This is a genomic window from Pseudomonas yamanorum (genome assembly GCF_013386765.1).
Classification (GTDB): Bacteria; Pseudomonadota; Gammaproteobacteria; order Pseudomonadales; family Pseudomonadaceae; genus Aquipseudomonas; species Aquipseudomonas yamanorum_A.
Genome location: NZ_JACARE010000023.1, coordinates 97800 through 111607 on the forward strand (window position 1 = coordinate 97800; position 13808 = coordinate 111607).

A 13808-nucleotide genomic window follows, 5' to 3' on the forward strand; every position below is an offset into this window, starting at 1 on the left:
ACCCTCTGCGTAGGAATGCAGCCTAGGATGCTCTGCGTCCCGTTCCGCTCCGCTAATAATCATACTGGAATAACCTACAAACACTTTCCAGGGAAGAACGGGAGGTTGTGTGCCTCATTCGTGCCATGGGAGGAGAGTTGGAGATTGTCGCCACGTTTCCGGATGGCCAGGTAAAGATTGAGAACTTTGCCAACTGAGTCATTCTTTCCATCAAAGCCCGGCCATACGCCGGGCTTTTTGTTATGTGAACGGTTGTCGCCATTGTGCAGATTTATGGACAATACTTGGTGTTCTCGCCCCATCGGACATCATCGTGAACCAACTCCTTGCCATGCGCGCCTTCGTCCGTGTCGTCGAAACCGGCTCCTTCAGCCGCGCATCCGACCAGCTGGCACTGCCGCGTTCCACCGTCAGCAAGCTCATCACCGACCTGGAGAAGCACCTTGGCGTCAAGCTGATGCATCGCACTACCCGTGCGCTGGCGGCCACTCCGGAAGGGCTTACGTACTACAACCATGCGCTGTGCCTGGTGGCCGAACTGGACGAGTTGGATAACGCCCTGCGCGGGCAGAAGCTCAAGCCCGGTGGTCACCTGAAGGTGGATGCGCCGGCGTCCTTTGCCAATTGCCTGCTGATCCCGGCGCTGGTGGATTTTCATCGTGAGTATCCCGACATCACCATCGCCCTGGGCATCAGCGATCGCGCCGTGAATATCGTGGGGGAGGGGGTGGATTGCGTGCTGCGGGTGGGCAAGCTGGATGACATGGCCATGATTGGTCGCAAGGTCGCAGACCTTGAGTACATCACCTGCGCCGCACCGGGCTACCTGGAACGTATGGGCACGCCCGCTTCTCCCGAAGACCTCGAGCAAAACCACCTCAAGGCTGGCTATTTCTTTGCCGGGTCGGGTAAACCGGAGCCGTTGATTTTCGAGAAGGGTGCCGCCCGTCATGAAATAGGCAACTGTGCGTTTTCGACCAACGAAGGCAATGGCCTTAAAGAAATGCTGCTCGCCGGCCTGGGTGTCGGGCAGCATTTCAAGTCCATCGTTGACTACTACGTTGAGACCGGCCAGCTAGTCCCGGTGTTGGCGGACTGGACCCGACCCGCCACGCCGCTGCACATCATCTACCCACCCAACCGGCATCAGAACGCCCGGTTGAAGGTGTTTATCGACTGGGTGATCGAGCGGTTCGGCGTCAGGCAATGATTGCCGTCACGCGGATTTCAATGCGCATCGCCGGCAGGCCCAGGGCCTCCACCCCCAGTTCGGTCCAGATCGGTGAGTGATTGGGCATGTAATGGCGGTACCACTTGACCATCTGCTGGTTCACTTCGGGAGGAAAACCGCCCACGTGGTAGGAGTTGACGTGGACCACATGCTCCCAGCCGGCACCGGCTTGCGCCAGGGTGCGTTCCAGGTTCTGGAAGGCCAGGGCAATCTCGTCGGTGAGGGACTCGGGTATCTGGAATGCGTCGTCCCAGCCGCCCTGGCCTGAGGTTTCAACGCGGTTGCCGATTTTTACGGCTTGGGCGTAATGCAGCGTTTCGCGTGCGATGTCGCCATAACCTGGGGTGATGAAAAATTCGGGCTTGCTCATGGTGTTCCTCGGTTCCAGTAGTTGACCCGACAAAGGCTAATGGACTGAATAGCTGAACAAAATCCGTGTTTTCTGTCATCACTGTGCATGGCTGTGGATAGTCCGGGTATCAGTTTTTCACATTCCCGTGCCTCACCCTTTGTTACTATCGCCCTCCGTCGTCACCAGGAGTCACTGCCACATGCAACACCAGTGGGATGAAATGCACCGTACCCGCAAGCCCACGTTTGTGCTGTGTGGCGAGCCCCAGGGGGAGGTGCTCAATCTCTACGTCCATGGTTATTCGGCGTTCTTCAACCAGCAGCAGTTGGGCAATTTTTCGCAGCAACTGGCAACCATCGAAGGCTCCACCAACCTGATGCTGTTCTGGCCGGCCGGGCATTTCCTGGAAAACCTGTTTGCGCCGTTCAAGGACGTGATCGCCTCGATGCTCGGCGGCGGTAGCCTGGGGGCGGCGACCATTGGGGTGGGCAAGGCGATTGCCTATTTCCTTGACCACTACAAGAGCGTCGAGGCGCGGGTGGACGAGGTGGCTAAAAGCCTGCTGCCCGAGCTGGCCAACTACCTGCACGGCGAGTCGATCAAGGTGCGGCAGATCAACCTGATCGGCCATTCCCTGGGCGCGCGGATCCTGGTCAAGAGCCTGCTGGCCAGCCCTGAAGTGGCCCGTGAGTTGCCGCTGAACAACCTGTTGTTGATGGGCGGCGCCATTTGTACGTCCAGCCCGTGGGACCAGGTGTCGGCGCCACTCACGGGGCGCGTGATCAATTGCCACTCCAGCAAGGATTGGGCCCTGGCGCTCAAGCCCGACACTGAACGCTGCATCGGCCGGTATGCGATCCCGGTAACACCTGCGCTCAAGGCCAAGGTGGCGAATGTCCACTTGGCAACCTTTGACCACGCCGCCTACTGGCCGCAGTTGAAGACGGTGGTGCAGTACACCGACCTGTTGCAGGAGCGCCGGGGCATGATCCGCGCCGATCAGCGCAGCAGCGAAGTTCGGTTTGCCGAAGAGGATGTCGACCTGTTTCCGCTGTTGCTGCAGGCGCGACCGGAAGAGTTGAAGTTTTTCGCCGAGCTGATGGCGCAGAAGCGCAGTGCGTCTATCGATGCCACGGTGCGTGAGCCGTTGAAGCTGGCCATCGAGTTGCAGCGCATGGGCGGCGACACCTTTATGAACCTGGCCCGCGGCCATGGCGTGAGCTATCGCGAAATCGCCCAGGATGTGGCGCAGCGCGTGGGCATCAAGTTCGATGAGCCGATCGAGACCGTTGCACTGGCGGAGCTGGAACTGCAGGTCGCCGAGCGGCTGATCGAGCAATACAAGGACAAGCTCAGCCAGGCCGATCGCCAAGTGTTCGAGGCCGAGTTGAAGGCCGCAGCTCAGAAAGAGCAGGGCTTTTTCAATCGATTCGATGTCGGGCGTTCAGCGACGACCGCCCTGAGTGGCACCGCGCTGGCCGGGCTCACCGGGTTTATCCTGCGCCGGGGCGCTGCTTCGGCAATTCCGGTGGTTGGGCAGGCGCTGGCCGCCGCGATGCTGGTGGTGACCGGGGTGCGGGCATTTTCAGGCCCGGCGTACTCCATCACTACCTTGGCGGTGCTGGTGATCGGGGTGATTCGAGAGCGCATGGAGCGCGAGGCGCTGAACCAGGAGATGGATCTGGTGGTCCAGGTGGTAGAGGCGTTTGATCTGCCCCGGGAGACGGTGATGCGTACCGTCGCGTCTGACTGATAAGCTGCGTTCACGTCTTGTGTGAATGCCTGGTACCCCGCGTGAAATTCAGCCTGCCCAAAATCGCTACCGCCCCGTTCTGCCCGCCGGAAGTCGCCGGCTCCATCGTCGTTGATCCCAGCGCTTCATTTTTCAAGCGCATACTGAAATTTGCCGGCCCCGGCTTGCTGATTTCCATCGGCTACATGGACCCGGGTAACTGGGCCACGGCCATCGAAGCCGGTTCGCGCTACGGCTACAACTTGTTGTTCGTGGTGCTGTTGGCCAGCCTGGCCGGGATGGCGGTGCAATGCCTGTGCTCCCGGCTGGGCATCGCCACCGGCAAGGACCTGGCGCAATTGAGCCGTGAGCGCTACAGCCGGCGCTCGTCGTTCGTGCAGTGGGTCCTCGCGGAAATCTCGATCATCGCCACCGACCTCGCCGAAGTCCTCGGCTGCGCCCTGGCGTTTCACCTGTTGCTGGGCGTGTCCCTGACCACCGGGATTGTGATCACCGCCTTCGATACGCTGTTGATCCTGGCCCTGCAAAACCGCGGTTTCCGCCGGCTGGAAGCGATCATGCTGGCGCTGGTGGCGACCATCGGCGTGTGTTTCTTCATCGAGCTGGTGCTGATCAAGCCTTACTGGCCCGACGTGTTCCGTGGTTTCACGCCGTCGCTGTCGGCCATCAGTGATGCCGCACCGTTGTACCTGGCCATCGGCATACTGGGCGCCACGGTGATGCCCCATAACCTGTACCTGCACACCTCCATTGTGCAAACCCGGCTGTTCGGCAAGGACCTGGCCAGCCGCCAGGACGCGGTCAAGCTGGCGCGTATCGACACCATTGGTTCCCTGGCCCTGGCCCTGCTGGTCAACGCGGCCATCCTGATACTGGCCGCCGCGGCGTTCCACCAGACCGGTCACACGGACGTAGTGGAAATCCAGGACGCCTACCACTTGCTGGACCCGCTGGTGGGCGGCGCCTTCGCCAGTGTGCTGTTCGGTGTTGCGTTGTTGGCGTCCGGCCAGAGCTCGACGTTCACCGGCACCATCGCCGGGCAGGTGATCATGGAGGGCTACCTCAACCTGCGTATTCCCTGCTGGCAGCGGCGCCTGATCACCCGTGGCTTGGCGCTGATCCCGGCGTTCCTCGGGGTGTGGCTGATGGGCGACGACGCCATCGGCAAGTTGCTGATCCTCAGCCAGGTGGTGTTGAGCCTGCAGTTGCCGTTTGCGCTGTACCCACTGATCCGCATGACGGGTGACAAGCGCCTGATGGGGCCGTTCGTTAACCGTTTGCCGACGCGCCTGCTGGCTTGGGGCTTGTTTGTGGTGATCAGCGCGGCAAATGCCTGGCTGATCGGGCAGTGGGTGTTTTTTTGAACCCGGTCATTCAGGTCAGAACCGCCAATGACGTGTATTTCGCCACCATCGGATCGGCTGTCACCAGCTTCATCGGTTCGATGATGGCCGTCGCGATGATCAGTCGGTCAAACGGGTCCCGGTGATGGTGCTCGAGGTCCTTCACCGCGATGGCGTGTTCTGAGGTGATGGGTAATTCCACGTAACCGCTTTCGAGGCAGTATTCGCGAATTTCCTCCAGGTTGACGTTGAGCTTGCCGAGCCCGACCTTTATTGCCAGCTCCCAGAATGTGGCAGCGCTGACGTAGATTTCTGCCGCGTTCTCGATCAGCTTTCGGGCCTTGGTGGACAGTTTTGGATCATCGCTCAGGGCCCACAGCAGGATGTGGGTGTCCAGCAACACCCTCATGGGTGGTTTCCCTCGAACGCATCCAGCATGTCGTCTGGCAATGGCGCATCAAAGTCATCCGGTAGCACCAGTTTCCCTTTCATTGCGCCGATGCGCCGGCCTGTCGGCTTCCCGACGGGGACAAGGCGGGCCATGGCGCGCCCATGCTTGGCGATGGTGATGATTTGGCCGGCGGCGGCATCATCGACCAGTTTCGACAGGTTATTTTTTGCTTCGCCCAACGGTACGGTAATCATGTGGTCTTCCCCGGATTTTGGCCAAATATAGCCAAAATTTCGAAGCCAAGCAAAGGTCAGCCGACTGCTGGTCGAGGGTGATTTTTGCGCGTGTGAGTGGGTGTTTCCGAACGGGTAATGACTGGCATCCATGACGTCTCTCCTGAAGGAATTCATCGAAGTCTGCCCGAGTGCAAGAGACTTTGGACCAGTGTTTCGCAAAAACAGACTGGACTTACCCGAAGGAGAATTTTCTCTGACAGGGTGGGGCGAATAGGGGCACTGAGCGTTCACCGGTCCCAGTACGGCACCGTCCCAAAACACTCGACGAAGTAGTCGATCACGGTGCGCACCTTCAACGACAACCGCCGACTACCCGGCCACAACGCGGCAATCTGTTGCGGCTCCAGGGTCGTCGCCACTTGATAGTCGGTCAGCACCGCCTGCAGCGTACCGGCGCGCAGGCCTTCGCCGATCAGCCACGATGGAAACACCACCAGGCCAAGGCCTTGTTCGGCGGCGTGGGTCAGGGTGTCGGCATGGTTGCCGGTGATCGGGCCTTTGACGCTGTAGGGCGTCCAGTCACCCTGGTCACGGCGGAAGAACCAGCGCTGCTGGCCGGTAACGCCCTTGTAGGCCAGGCATTGGTGGTTGACCAGTTCGTCGGGATGTTGCGGTGTACCGAAACGCTCCAGATAGCCGGGACTGGCGGCGAGGCGGAAGCGCTGGGGGGCGAAGATTCGCGCCTGCATGCCGGAATCGTTCAGCACGCCAATGCGAAACAGCAGGTCGGTGCCGTCTTGCAACGGGTCGACGTAGGTGTCGGTTTGCTGGATATCCAGTTGCAGCTTCGGATAACGCCGGCACAACTCCCCCAGCCACGGCGACAGATGGCGCTGGCCAAACACCATGGGCGCGTTGATGCGCACCAGCCCACTGGGTTCGCTTTCCTGTTCCTGCAGCGCCTGGCCGGCGGCTTCCAGTTGCTCCAGCATCAACCGTGCATGACGGCCCAGCAGGCGCCCGGCTTCGGTAGGGCTGACGGCACGGGTATGCCGATACAACAGCTGCTGGCCCAGGGCCTGTTCCATCAGTTGGATTTGCCGGGAAATGGAGGAGGGCGCCAGGCCCTCGCGGCGTGCGACTTCAGAGAAACTGCCGTAGTCCAGCACGGCGACAAACAGGCGAAGCGCCTTGAAACTCAGTTCGTTCAAGCCCTGCATCATCACTCCGTTCTGTGCGATTTACGCAAAGGTGTTGTCGGCATGCTCCCATTTATCGCACAGCAGTGCCACCGGATAATGCGCGCCATTGTTCCTCTCTCTAACGCGCAGGTGATGTATGCAGGCTTCTTCAATGGCGGGTGTGGCTCAGGCCAGGCCCAAGACGTTTCTTCGGTTGCTGTTGCTGCCACTGGTGATTTTCGCCGGCATGGGCTTGTCGGTAGAGGCCGGGTTGCTGGGCCCGCTGGGTGTGCAGGTCGGGCATTTGTGGGCGACCTTGAGCATCTTCGGCGTCGGCTCGGCGATCCTGTTTTTGCTGCTGCTGTTCAGCGGTCCGCAAAAGGGCCCGGCGTTGACCGATCTGCCGCGCTGGCAATTGATTGGTGGCTTCCTGGGGCCGATGTACGTGGTGGTGCTGACCCTGGCCACACCGCATATCGGCATCGCGATGACCATGATCGTGATCTTGTCGGGCCAGGTGGGCAAGAGCGTGCTGATCGACCACTTTGGCTGGTTCGGCACTGCACGCAAGCGGGTCAACGTGGAGCGTTGGATCGCACTGGGGTTGATTGTGGTGGCACTTGTTCTGATTGCACGGGGTTAAGGCGATGAATCTGATTCTATTGTTGGTAGTGGTGGTGGCCGCCGGTGCGGTGTTGAGTGTGCAGGCAGCCATCAACGGCCGCCTCGGGCAGGCGGTGGGCGTTTTGCGCAGCAGTCTGCTGACGTTTGTGGTGGGGGCAATCAGTACGGGTTTGCTGATTCTGTTCTTTGAACCGGCCCATGCCGTCAGCCTGCTGGACGTGCCGAAATGGCAACTGACCGGGGCGTTGTTCGGGGTGGTGTACATGATGGTGATGGTCGGTGCGGTACCGATTGTCGGCACGGCGGTGGCCACGGTGGCCGTAATTGTCGGCCAGTTGGGCATGGGCATGCTGATCGACAACTTCGGCTGGCTCGGCAACCCTGCCATCGAGCTGTCCGGCAGCCGGATCGTGGCGATGCTCTGCCTGGCGCTGGCCCTGGTGTTCATGTACCGCAGCAACGCTCGTCGGGCGGACTGACGGGCCTTTGAACCTTGCATCATTGCCTATAGTCACTCCTTGAGGTGCTGGCGTTCGCCGCACCTGGACGACCATGAAAAAGGAGTCTGACCATGCAAGAGAAAACATGCGCCTGCCCTCACTGCAACTGCCAGTTGGGGAAAAACGCGGTGATGAAGGATGGTAAGGGCTATTGCTGCCAAGGCTGCGCCGAGCATCATGCCCATGGTGAGCCTTGTGCTTCGGCGACCGGGTGCGAATGTGCCAAGTCGGCCCATGGCTAACGCAGGCCACCTCCTGTAGGAGCGAGCTTGCTCGCGAAACACCCGAGAGCGACGCGGGGCACCCGATGCCCCGCGTCATCGTTAACGACCTTCGCGAGCAAGCTCGCTCCTACAGGTTTCAGACACTGGAGCGCGCATCCGAGCGGCGCCATTGCACGTTTTCGATGCCGAATTTCTCGGCCTGGGGCTGGCTGGTCTTCTTCACCTGCTCCCGGGCAAAGCGCCCGATGCGACCCACGCCCGCGTCGCAGCTTGCCCAATGCCAGGCTTCGGCGTTGTCGAGTTTTTCCAGGCGGATGATGAATGACTTGGGCTGGCCATGCAGCGTGTAGTCGATCACGAAAAGTTTTGCGTTAGTCATGGATCCGTTAACCCTCCTTGTGTCTTTAAGTGACCCTCCCCAGGCGGTAAAAATTCACTCGGATTATCCGACACGGGTCATTACCATGGCTGTCCATCCTTCAACGATGTGCCTTCCATGGCCCTTGCCGCGCCCCCCGACCTCAGTAACCACGCCGTCCCCGTGCAACCCTTGGCGCGCACCTACCCGCGTGGGTTGTACGTTGAGCCGCATCAACATGATTGGGGCCAGTTGCTGTATGCGATGAGTGGCGTGATGTGGGTCGAGACTCCCCAGGAAGCGCTGGTGGTGCCGCCCCAGCGCGCGGTGTGGCTGCCGCCGGGTGTGGAGCACGGGATTCGCGTGGTGTCCGACCTGCAGATGCGCAACATCTACCTGCGCCCGGCACTGGCCGCGACCCTGGACAGCCAGGTGCAAGTGATCGAGGTCGGCGGGCTGCTGCGCGAACTGATCGTGGCGTTGGTAGAGCAGGGCGACAAGGGTGATCAGGCCTACTACGAGGCAGTGGTCGGCCTGGCCCTGCTGGAGCTGCAACGGGCCCGGCGTTCGCCGATTCGCATTGCCTTGCCCGTGGGCGCCGACCGCCGCCTGATGAGCGCGTGCCAGGCGGTGATGGCGTCGCCGTCCCTGGACATTCCCTTCGAGCAGCACGCCGAAGCCTCCGGTGCCAGCGTGCGCACCCTGGCCCGGCTGTTCCAGAACAGCCTGGGCATGGGCTTTGCCGAGTGGCGTCGGCAGGTGCAACTGGCCACCGCCGTGGCCGAGTTGATCCAGGGCCAGTCGGTCAGTGCCATCGCCCGGTCGCTGGGTTATTCACCCAGCAGTTTCAGCGACATGTTTCGCCGTGAACTGGGGATGGCGCCGTCGCAGTATCCTGTCTGAGGCTTGGCCGAAATCCTGAAGCACTTGGCCGATGCTTCGGATTTGAGCCCCCTACACTGACCGCATCAACCCTTGCTGCGGAGCGTTCCATGAATTACCTGATTTCCTTGGCCATCGGCCTGTTGGTCGGCGTGATTTACGGTGCCCTGGACTTTCGTTCGCCTGCGCCTCCCGCCATCGCCCTGGTGGGGCTGATGGGCATGTTGATGGGCGAGAAGCTCTGGCCCATGGGGCGGCAGTTGATCAGCAGCTGGTTGTCCTGAAACCCTTTTTAACCTCGATGGATGTTGGCCATGAAAGCACTGCAATTTTCCGCCACCGGCGATCTCGCTGCCCTTGCTTACGTCGAAGTCCCCACTCCGGTGCCGGCAGTGGGTGAAGTCCTGGTGCACATCAAGGCTGCCGGGCTGAACCCCAGCGACGTCAAGAACGTACTCGGGCGTTTCCCTTACACCACGTTGCCACGCATTCCCGGGCGTGATTTTGCCGGGGTCGTGGTTGAAGGCCCGCAGCACCTGGTCGGCCAGGAAGTCTGGGGCACCGGCCGTGACCTGGGCTTTTTTGCCGACGGTTCCCACGCCCAGTACCTCACCGTGTCGGCTAAGGGCGTGGCCCACAAGCCCAGCCATTTGAGCTTTGCCCAGGCCGCCAGCCTCGGCGTGCCGTACACCACGGCGTGGGACGCCCTTGAGCGCAGCGGTGTCGGCAAAGGTACGCGTTTGCTGGTGATTGGTGCCAACGGGGCGGTAGGCAGTGCGGCCCTGGCCCTGGCGAAAATTCGTGGGGCCCAGGTGTTGGGGGCCGTGCGTCGGCCGGAACAGGTCGAGGCACTGCGCGAGCAGGGTTTCGAGGGGATTTTACTGGGGCAGCCGGAGGCGCTGGGCGGGCAGGTCAATGCCTTGTTCGGCGGGGGCGCCGATGTGATTTTCGACACCACCGGCTTCTGGTTGCCGGCTGCCGTGGCGGCGCTGGCGCCTTTCGGTCGTATCGCGATCATCGCCGCGCCGGTGGACGGGCACGTGCAACTGCCGGCCCTGGCGTTGTACCGCAAGGGCGGTTCGGTGGTGGGGATCAATTCGTTGCTCTACAACTGCGAACAGTGCGCCGTGATGCTGGAGCAATTCGGGCGGTTCTTTGACGAGGATTTGTTGCCGTTGCCGACCGGCTTGCGGGAAGTGTCCCTGGCCGACGGTGTGCAGTGCTTTGAGGAAGTGAACCAGGGCAGCGCAGACAAGATTATCTTCCTGCCCTGATCAATCCCTGTAGGAGCGAGCTTGCTCGCGAAAAGCCTGAGAACGACGCGGGGTACCCGATGCCCCGCGTTATCGTTAACCACCATCGCGAGCAAGCTTGCTCCTACAGACGTGCTGCGCAGTCTTTACTCTTGCGGAACGCCTTTCTCCCACGCCGACCAGTTCTTCAGAATCGCCTGCACCAGCGGGTTACCGGTGCGGTACAGGTTCTCCAGTGCTGGCACAAAACCGCCCTGGTCTGCGTATTTCAACAGGTTATCCACTTCGCTGTAGCCCGGGTACGGTCGATCAAAATCGGAACCGGCCCGCACCACCGCCAGGCGATTGATATCCACCAAACCTTCACGGCTGGCCCGCAACAACGCCTCATAGGTGGAGTTGTCTTCCTGCTGGGTGGTGCAGTACACGCCTTTATTGTCCGTCAGCAATTTGGTCCAGACCTCGGCGCGCTCACTCAGGCGAGTCCCGGAGAACCAGGTATTGCCCGCCAGGGTGTCGCACCGGGTGACCTGCGGCGGCTGATTGGCCGGCGCGTACGGATAGTGTTTGCGCCAGGCCGCGGACTCCTTGCTTTCGCTGAGTTCGACTTTCTGCGACAGCGCAAAGGCCTTGGCCTGCAGTTTGGGATTGAGCTCGAAGACTTCGGTCTTGTAGTCCAGCGGCGGTTTCTCGTTCGGCCCCTTGGTATTGATGCCGATGTAACCGGTCGGCCAATCCTTCGGCGCATCCCGTGAATCCAGCTCCCACTGGGTGCCGAACTCCACCAGGTAATGGGCCCACGCGGCGGTGCCGATGGTGCCGTGGTGCGGGTTGATCCCGGCAATCCCGGCAATCAGGAAGTAGCTCTGGCGCAGGTCGAACTTGGGCGACAACGCCAGTGCCAGGGTCGAGGCGGCAGCGTTGGTCTGGCCCATGCCAGTCACCAGCAGGCACACGTCCTGGGTATTGCAGCGGATCACCGGATACTCGGCCGACAGGCCCGGTACGCGTACTTCCTGTTTAAGCTCCAGGCGATCGATCCAGTTTTGCGCCTCGGGGGCGAACATGGTGATCAGCATCACCTTGGGCTTGATCGGGGCCGGCGTATCGGCCAACACGACTTGCGGCAACAGCGCCCCGGCGGCCAGGCCGATGGCGATGGAAAGGCGGCTAAACGTCTTCATCTACTGCTCCTTGTTCACACTCAGAATTGATAGCCCACACCGGCGTAGTAACCCCAGCCGTTGGAGCGGGCGCGGAAGTTACCGTCGCCAAAGTTCAGCTCGCTGCCGTCTTCCCAGTTGCCGCCGTTATGGAAGTAACGGCCGACCAGGGTGAAGCGCAGGTGAGTGAACGAATACAACAGCACGTTTGTTGCAACCAGTGAGTTGGCGGTGCGCGCGGGGTTGTCTTTGTGCAGGTCCGAGCCGAAATCGTAGTTGGTGAAGCCGATATAGGTCAGTGACGCGCCGTTGTCGAAGCTGCCGATGGGCACGATGTATTTCATCTGTGCCCGGTAGCCGTCCCACGAATATTCGTTGCTGGCGCCGTAGTTTTCCCACTGGTAGCGGCCATAGAAGTTCGCCGACAGGTTGACCCGCGAGTGGGTCTCGATGTCGGTGCCCAGGCCGCTGTACAAGGTGTTGGCGCGGTTGGCCTTGTTGCTGCCGTGGTCGTAGATCCAGTCGAACGCCACGTACCATTCCTTGAACGGCCCGATGGCCAGGCTGCGACCGGCGAGGTAGTCGATGGAGATACGCGGTTCGTGTTCCATGAACACCGGGGAGCCGTGGTCCCAGGCGCCTTTGTCATTGCTGTTGCCGATGCCGAAGATTTTCGGGATGTCGACGTAGCCATACAGTTCGAACGGGCCCTTGCGGCCAAAGTATTCGTATTCCAGGTAAACGTCATCGGCGGGTTTGGGGCCGAAGCTGATGTCTTTGCTGCCGATTACCGTCAGGTCCTGGTTGAACCAGTCCGAGAGGTACACGCCTTTTTTCGAGGGGCTGTCTTGCGGGGCGAGGGTTTCGCCCTGTGCTGAGTCATCGGCGGGTTTTTGCTGCGCCAAAATGGGTGCGCTGAGTACTCCCGTAACGGCAGCCAGTAGCAGGGAAACAGCAAAAGGAGTGGCCGACGTGGGTCGTCTGGAAGTGGGGTGCATTGAAAATCCCTGTTCGTACGCGGTTGTGGCCCGATTCTTCGGGTTGAGGTGAACTTGGCTGCCAAGTTCGTTCCGCAAACGTTTGCACAGGTTGTACCAATTTGTGTCAATTGCATGAACGAATTAAGAAAAGTGGGAAATAGTCGGCCTTTTGGTCAGAAATGCGCCTTGGTAAACGGCAGCGCCTGATCACCGTTGCGGTTGAACAGATACGTTGCGGTTTCCCGGCGATATTCGCTGGGAGTCTGGTTCATCTCGATACGAAAGTGCCGGTTGAAGTTGGAGAGGTTGGCGTAGCCCACTTCAAAGCAGATATCCGCCACGGACATTTCGCTTTGCAGTAACAGGCGGCAGGCACGCTGCACCCGGAACTTGCGCATAAGGTCGATAAAGCCGTGGCCGGTGACGCGCTTGAAGAACCGCGAAAAGCCCGGCTCGCTCATGTCCAGGCGCTGGGCGATCACCGACAGCCGCAGGTCGCCGGTCAACTCCGTCATCAGGTAATCGAAAGCCTTGTGGATTCGCTCCGAGCTGCGGGCATCCAGGCTCGGCGTGTAGCAGGCACTGGCCAGGCAATGGGCTTCCCCGGAGGGCGCCTGCATCAAGGTGTGCAGCAACTGGATGAACAGGATCAGGCGCGCCAGGCCTTGGGCGGGGCCGATGGATTCCAGCAGTTGCGCAGCCTTCAGGGCAGTCTCGCCGGTAAATTCCAGGCCGCGCCGGGCTCGGTCAAACAGGCTTTGCAGGTCGCCCAGCTCGGGCAGGGTGGTGCGCAGGGCCAGCAGCGCGGCCCCGTCGAACTGCAACACCACATCGCGCCCGGTCAGGTATTCGCCCGGCGCCAGGTCGCCGATCCAGTCGTGGGGCAGGTCGGGGCCGATCAGTGCGACATGGCCGGCGCCAAACGCACCGATATAGTCGCCCGCCACCAACTTGCCGCTGCCCTGGCGGATCAGGTGAATCTCGAATTCGGGGTGATGGTTCCAGCGCGCGAGTTCGAATGGATAGTCATGTTCGTACCAGCGAAAGCCATGCTCGGGCTCGGCCAGAATCACTTCCAGCTCGGCGGGGCGTTGCTCGAAAAGGGCGGAGCGGCTTGCAGGCATGGGCTTGGCCCTTCTGGGCTTTTTGGAATGGGACCAAAATACGCCCTTTGCGCGGGCAGCCGCTACCCCGGATTTTGCCCGCCACTGATACTTTTTTGATTTGGGCTGCGCGGTTAAAAAAGTATCAGCCGGGCATCCGCCAGTCGTTTGTCCGGTTCCGGGCAAGCTGCTGTAATCGGGCCGTCAACAACAAAAACAATAAGTGGAAACCGC

The 13808-nt window shown here is 60.9% G+C and carries 17 protein-coding genes and 1 pseudogene; 10 read left to right on the forward strand and 8 right to left on the reverse strand.

The window, feature by feature from the left end; all coding sequences use genetic code 11:
- Positions 1-116: 116 nt before the first annotated feature.
- A pseudogene (locus tag HX875_RS32790) lies at positions 117-197 on the forward strand (transcriptional regulator); the annotation flags it as partial.
- Positions 198-313: 116 nt separating this feature from the next.
- Positions 314-1210, forward strand: coding sequence for a LysR substrate-binding domain-containing protein (locus HX875_RS18980; protein ID WP_371321487.1), 897 nt, complete (start codon positions 314-316; stop codon positions 1208-1210).
- On the opposite strand, the gene HX875_RS18985 is transcribed toward HX875_RS18980, so the two are convergent.
- Positions 1200-1601, reverse strand: a complete 402-nt coding sequence (locus tag HX875_RS18985) for a RidA family protein (RefSeq protein WP_177044574.1) — start codon at positions 1599-1601, stop codon at positions 1200-1202. The genes HX875_RS18980 and HX875_RS18985 overlap by 11 nt on opposite strands.
- A 181-nt stretch (positions 1602-1782) precedes the next feature.
- On the opposite strand from HX875_RS18985, the gene HX875_RS18990 reads away from it, so the two are divergent.
- Together HX875_RS18990 and HX875_RS18995 are read left to right on the forward strand one after the other, a co-directional pair.
- Positions 1783-3336, forward strand: coding sequence for a DUF726 domain-containing protein (locus tag HX875_RS18990; protein ID WP_177044576.1), 1554 nt, complete (start codon positions 1783-1785; stop codon positions 3334-3336).
- Between the two features lie 41 nt (positions 3337-3377).
- Positions 3378-4700 carry an Nramp family divalent metal transporter gene (locus HX875_RS18995; RefSeq protein WP_177044578.1) on the forward strand — a complete coding sequence of 441 codons (1323 nt, stop codon included), beginning with the start codon at positions 3378-3380 and terminating at the stop codon, positions 4698-4700.
- Between the two features lie 10 nt (positions 4701-4710).
- Here the strand turns inward: HX875_RS18995 and HX875_RS19000 are convergent, their stop codons facing one another.
- The 3 genes from HX875_RS19000 to HX875_RS19010 all read right to left on the reverse strand — a co-directional run bounded on the left by HX875_RS19000 (position 4711) and on the right by HX875_RS19010 (position 6526).
- Positions 4711-5088 carry a type II toxin-antitoxin system VapC family toxin gene (locus HX875_RS19000; RefSeq protein ID WP_177044580.1) on the reverse strand — a complete coding sequence of 126 codons (378 nt, stop codon included), beginning with the start codon at positions 5086-5088 and terminating at the stop codon, positions 4711-4713.
- On the reverse strand, positions 5085-5456 hold the full coding sequence (locus HX875_RS32795; protein WP_256348136.1) for a type II toxin-antitoxin system Phd/YefM family antitoxin: 372 nt from the start codon (positions 5454-5456) through the stop codon (positions 5085-5087). Before HX875_RS32795 ends, HX875_RS19000 begins: the two co-directional genes overlap by 4 nt.
- Before the next feature lie 137 nt (positions 5457-5593).
- Complete coding sequence (locus HX875_RS19010; protein ID WP_177044581.1) at positions 5594-6526, reverse strand: LysR family transcriptional regulator; 933 nt, start codon at positions 6524-6526, stop codon at positions 5594-5596.
- 118 nt (positions 6527-6644) lie between these two features.
- Here HX875_RS19010 and HX875_RS19015 point away from each other — a divergent pair, with 118 nt between their 5' ends.
- The 3 genes from HX875_RS19015 (at position 6645) to HX875_RS19025 (ending at position 7853) form a co-directional block, all read left to right on the forward strand.
- A complete protein-coding gene (locus tag HX875_RS19015; protein ID WP_177044583.1) occupies positions 6645-7130 on the forward strand; it encodes a DMT family transporter in 486 nt (161 codons plus the stop codon).
- Between the two features lie 4 nt (positions 7131-7134).
- A complete protein-coding gene (locus HX875_RS19020; RefSeq protein WP_088425290.1) occupies positions 7135-7590 on the forward strand; it encodes a DMT family transporter in 456 nt (151 codons plus the stop codon).
- 92 nt (positions 7591-7682) lie between these two features.
- On the forward strand, positions 7683-7853 hold the full coding sequence (locus HX875_RS19025; RefSeq protein ID WP_008437063.1) for a metallothionein: 171 nt from the start codon (positions 7683-7685) through the stop codon (positions 7851-7853).
- A 118-nt stretch (positions 7854-7971) separates the two neighbouring features.
- Here HX875_RS19025 and HX875_RS19030 read toward each other — a convergent pair whose 3' ends face one another.
- Positions 7972-8214, reverse strand: a complete 243-nt coding sequence (locus HX875_RS19030; RefSeq protein WP_177044585.1) for a DUF6555 family protein — start codon at positions 8212-8214, stop codon at positions 7972-7974.
- Between the two features lie 117 nt (positions 8215-8331).
- On the opposite strand from HX875_RS19030, the gene HX875_RS19035 reads away from it, so the two are divergent.
- The 3 genes from HX875_RS19035 (at position 8332) to HX875_RS19045 (ending at position 10349) form a co-directional block, all read left to right on the forward strand.
- Positions 8332-9096 (forward strand): AraC family transcriptional regulator, encoded by a 765-nt coding sequence (locus HX875_RS19035; protein ID WP_177044588.1) that lies wholly within the window; start codon positions 8332-8334, stop codon positions 9094-9096.
- A gap of 89 nt (positions 9097-9185) precedes the next feature.
- A complete protein-coding gene (locus tag HX875_RS19040) occupies positions 9186-9359 on the forward strand; it encodes a DUF1427 family protein (protein WP_177044590.1) in 174 nt (57 codons plus the stop codon).
- 30 nt (positions 9360-9389) lie between these two features.
- Positions 9390-10349 (forward strand): quinone oxidoreductase family protein, encoded by a 960-nt coding sequence (locus HX875_RS19045; protein ID WP_177044592.1) that lies wholly within the window; start codon positions 9390-9392, stop codon positions 10347-10349.
- A gap of 125 nt (positions 10350-10474) precedes the next feature.
- Here the strand turns inward: HX875_RS19045 and HX875_RS19050 are convergent, their stop codons facing one another.
- The 3 genes from HX875_RS19050 to HX875_RS19060 all read right to left on the reverse strand — a co-directional run bounded on the left by HX875_RS19050 (position 10475) and on the right by HX875_RS19060 (position 13595).
- Entirely contained in the window at positions 10475-11512 is a 1038-nt protein-coding gene (locus HX875_RS19050) for a purine-nucleoside phosphorylase (RefSeq protein WP_177044600.1), read from the reverse strand.
- Between the two features lie 20 nt (positions 11513-11532).
- Positions 11533-12489: a nucleoside-specific channel-forming protein Tsx gene (locus HX875_RS19055; RefSeq protein ID WP_177044609.1), complete on the reverse strand. Its 957-nt coding sequence runs from the start codon at positions 12487-12489 to the stop codon at positions 11533-11535.
- 155 nt (positions 12490-12644) lie between these two features.
- Positions 12645-13595, reverse strand: coding sequence for a helix-turn-helix domain-containing protein (locus HX875_RS19060; protein WP_177044611.1), 951 nt, complete (start codon positions 13593-13595; stop codon positions 12645-12647).
- Positions 13596-13808 lie beyond the last annotated feature (213 nt).

Coding starts and splice junctions, on each gene's coding strand:
- HX875_RS19040 (WP_177044590.1), top strand. CDS start 9,186: ATGAATTACCTGATTTCCTTGGCCATCGGCCTGTTGGTCGGCGTGATT.
- HX875_RS32795 (WP_256348136.1), bottom strand. CDS start 5,456: ATGGATGCCAGTCATTACCCGTTCGGAAACACCCACTCACACGCGCAA.
- HX875_RS19050 (WP_177044600.1), bottom strand. CDS start 11,512: ATGAAGACGTTTAGCCGCCTTTCCATCGCCATCGGCCTGGCCGCCGGG.
- HX875_RS19010 (WP_177044581.1), bottom strand. CDS start 6,526: ATGCAGGGCTTGAACGAACTGAGTTTCAAGGCGCTTCGCCTGTTTGTC.
- HX875_RS18990 (WP_177044576.1), top strand. CDS start 1,783: ATGCAACACCAGTGGGATGAAATGCACCGTACCCGCAAGCCCACGTTT.
- HX875_RS19060 (WP_177044611.1), bottom strand. CDS start 13,595: ATGCCTGCAAGCCGCTCCGCCCTTTTCGAGCAACGCCCCGCCGAGCTG.
- HX875_RS18985 (WP_177044574.1), bottom strand. CDS start 1,601: ATGAGCAAGCCCGAATTTTTCATCACCCCAGGTTATGGCGACATCGCA.
- HX875_RS19045 (WP_177044592.1), top strand. CDS start 9,390: ATGAAAGCACTGCAATTTTCCGCCACCGGCGATCTCGCTGCCCTTGCT.
- HX875_RS19030 (WP_177044585.1), bottom strand. CDS start 8,214: ATGACTAACGCAAAACTTTTCGTGATCGACTACACGCTGCATGGCCAG.
- HX875_RS19015 (WP_177044583.1), top strand. CDS start 6,645: ATGCAGGCTTCTTCAATGGCGGGTGTGGCTCAGGCCAGGCCCAAGACG.
- HX875_RS19055 (WP_177044609.1), bottom strand. CDS start 12,489: ATGCACCCCACTTCCAGACGACCCACGTCGGCCACTCCTTTTGCTGTT.
- HX875_RS19025 (WP_008437063.1), top strand. CDS start 7,683: ATGCAAGAGAAAACATGCGCCTGCCCTCACTGCAACTGCCAGTTGGGG.
- HX875_RS19035 (WP_177044588.1), top strand. CDS start 8,332: ATGGCCCTTGCCGCGCCCCCCGACCTCAGTAACCACGCCGTCCCCGTG.
- HX875_RS19000 (WP_177044580.1), bottom strand. CDS start 5,088: ATGAGGGTGTTGCTGGACACCCACATCCTGCTGTGGGCCCTGAGCGAT.
- HX875_RS19020 (WP_088425290.1), top strand. CDS start 7,135: ATGAATCTGATTCTATTGTTGGTAGTGGTGGTGGCCGCCGGTGCGGTG.